The organism is Streptomyces sp. MH60, assembly GCF_002939385.1.
Classification (GTDB): Bacteria; Actinomycetota; Actinomycetes; order Streptomycetales; family Streptomycetaceae; genus Streptomyces.
This window is the reverse complement of sequence record NZ_MULI01000156.1, coordinates 1-3206: the sequence shown is the minus strand read 5'-3', so window position 1 is coordinate 3206 and position 3206 is coordinate 1. Positions and strand designations below refer to the sequence as shown.

General features: G+C 57.3%; 1 rRNA gene. It reads left to right on the top strand.

The window, feature by feature from the left end:
* Positions 1-59 precede the first annotated feature (59 nt).
* A 23S ribosomal RNA gene (locus BZZ08_RS38045) occupies positions 60-3184 on the top strand.
* Positions 3185-3206: the final 22 nt, after the last annotated feature.

Sequence of the window (3206 nt, the reverse complement as noted above, 5' to 3'; positions counted from 1 at the left end):
CCGGGGTGATGGGTGGTTGGTCGTTGTTTGAGAACTGCACAGTGGACGCGAGCATCTGTGGCCAAGTTTTTAAGGGCGCACGGTGGATGCCTTGGCACCAGGAACCGATGAAGGACGTGGGAGGCCACGATAGGCCCCGGGGAGTCGTCAACCAGGCTTTGATCCGGGGGTGTCCGAATGGGGAAACCCGGCAGTCGTCATGGGCTGTCACCCGCTGCTGAACACATAGGCAGTGTGGAGGGAACGCGGGGAAGTGAAACATCTCAGTACCCGCAGGAAGAGAAAACAACCGTGATTCCGGGAGTAGTGGCGAGCGAAACCGGATGAGGCCAAACCGTATACGTGTGAGACCCGGCAGGGGTTGCGTGTGCGGGGTTGTGGGATCTCTCTTCTGTTGTCTGCCGGCAACAGGACGAGTCAGAAACCGTTGATGTAGGCGAAGGACATGCGAAAGGTCCGGCGTAGAGGGTAAGACCCCCGTAGTCGAAACATCAGCGGCTCGTTTGAGAGACACCCAAGTAGCACGGGGCCCGAGAAATCCCGTGTGAATCTGGCGGGACCACCCGCTAAGCCTAAATATTCCCTGGTGACCGATAGCGGATAGTACCGTGAGGGAATGGTGAAAAGTACCGCGGGAGCGGAGTGAAATAGTACCTGAAACCGTGTGCCTACAAGCCGTGGGAGCGTCGGACATCAAGCTTGCTTGGTGTCTCGTGACTGCGTGCCTTTTGAAGAATGAGCCTGCGAGTTTGCGGTGTGTTGCGAGGTTAACCCGGGTGGGGAAGCCGTAGCGAAAGCGAGTCCGAACAGGGCGATTTTAGTAGCACGCTCAAGACCCGAAGCGGAGTGATCTAGCCATGGGCAGGTTGAAGCGGCTGTAAGAGGTCGTGGAGGACCGAACCCACCAGGGTTGAAAACCTGGGGGATGACCTGTGGTTAGGGGTGAAAGGCCAATCAAACTCCGTGATAGCTGGTTCTCCCCGAAATGCATTTAGGTGCAGCGTCGTGTGTTTCTTGCCGGAGGTAGAGCACTGGATAGGCGATGGGCCCTACCGGGTTACTGACCTTAGCCAAACTCCGAATGCCGGTAAGTGAGAGCGCGGCAGTGAGACTGTGGGGGATAAGCTCCATGGTCGAGAGGGAAACAGCCCAGAGCATCGACTAAGGCCCCTAAGCGTACGCTAAGTGGGAAAGGATGTGGAGTCGCACAGACAACCAGGAGGTTGGCTTAGAAGCAGCCACCCTTGAAAGAGTGCGTAATAGCTCACTGGTCTAGTGATTCCGCGCCGACAATGTAGCGGGGCTCAAGCGTACCGCCGAAGTCGTGTCATTGCAGCAATACGGCCAACGCCGGCTGTGATGGGTAGGGGAGCGTCGTGTGCCGGGTGAAGCAGCCGCGGAAGCGAGTTGTGGACGGTTCACGAGTGAGAATGCAGGCATGAGTAGCGATACAAACGTGAGAAACGTTTGCGCCGATTGACTAAGGGTTCCTGGGTCAAGCTGATCTGCCCAGGGTAAGTCGGGACCTAAGGCGAGGCCGACAGGCGTAGTCGATGGATAACCGGTTGATATTCCGGTACCCGCTGTGAAGCGTCAAACATTGAACCAGGCGATGCTAAGTCCGTGAAGCCGCCCCTGATCTCTTCGGAGTGAGGGGGAGTGGTGGAGCCGACGGACCAGACCTGTAGTAGGTGAGTGATGGGGTGACGCAGGAAGGTAGTCCATCCCGGGCGGTGGTTGTCCCGGGGTAAGGGTGTAGGCCGCAAGGTAGGTAAATCCGCCTTGCATACGGCTGAGACCTGATGCCGAGCCGATTGTGGTGAAGTGGATGATCCTATGCTGTCGAGAAAAGCCTCTAGCGAGTTTCATGGCGGCCCGTACCCTAAACCGACTCAGGTGGTCAGGTAGAGAATACCGAGGCGTTCGGGTGAACTATGGTTAAGGAACTCGGCAAAATGCCCCCGTAACTTCGGGAGAAGGGGGGCCACACCCGGTGACGAGTCTTGCACTCCGAGCTGGGGGTGGCCGCAGAGACCAGCGAGAAGCGACTGTTTACTAAAAACACAGGTCCGTGCGAAGCCGTAAGGCGATGTATACGGACTGACGCCTGCCCGGTGCTGGAACGTTAAGGGGACCGGTTAGCTTGGATTCGTCCAGGCGAAGCTGAGAACTTAAGCGCCAGTAAACGGCGGTGGTAACTATAACCATCCTAAGGTAGCGAAATTCCTTGTCGGGTAAGTTCCGACCTGCACGAATGGCGTAACGACTTCTCGACTGTCTCAACCATAGGCCCGGTGAAATTGCACTACGAGTAAAGATGCTCGTTTCGCGCAGCAGGACGGAAAGACCCCGGGACCTTTACTACAGTTTGATATTGGTGTTCGGTTCGGCTTGTGTAGGATAGCTGGGAGACTTTGAAGCTCGCACGCCAGTGTGGGTGGAGTCGTCGTTGAAATACCAGTCTGGTCGTGCTGGATGTCTAACCTGGGTCCGTGATCCGGATCAGGGACAGTGTCTGATGGGTAGTTTAACTGGGGCGGTTGCCTCCTAAAGAGTAACGGAGGCGCCCAAAGGTTCCCTCAGCCTGGTTGGCAATCAGGTGTTGAGTGTAAGTGCACAAGGGAGCTTGACTGTGAGACCGACGGGTCGAGCAGGGACGAAAGTCGGGACTAGTGATCCGGCGGTGGCTTGTGGAAGCGCCGTCGCTCAACGGATAAAAGGTACCCCGGGGATAACAGGCTGATCTTCCCCAAGAGTCCATATCGACGGGATGGTTTGGCACCTCGATGTCGGCTCGTCGCATCCTGGGGCTGGAGTCGGTCCCAAGGGTTGGGCTGTTCGCCCATTAAAGCGGTACGCGAGCTGGGTTTAGAACGTCGTGAGACAGTTCGGTCCCTATCCGCTGTGCGCGTAGGAGTCTTGAGAAGGGCTGTCCCTAGTACGAGAGGACCGGGACGGACGAACCTCTGGTGTGCCAGTTGTCCTGCCAAGGGCATGGCTGGTTGGCTACGTTCGGGAGGGATAACCGCTGAAAGCATCTAAGCGGGAAGCCTGCTTCGAGATGAGGACTCCCACCCCCTTGAGGGGTTAAGGCTCCCAGTAGACGACTGGGTTGATAGGCCGGATCTGGAAGCACCGTGAGGTGTGGAGGTGACCGGTACTAATAGGCCGAGGGCTTGTCCTCAGTTGCTCGCGTCCACTGTGTT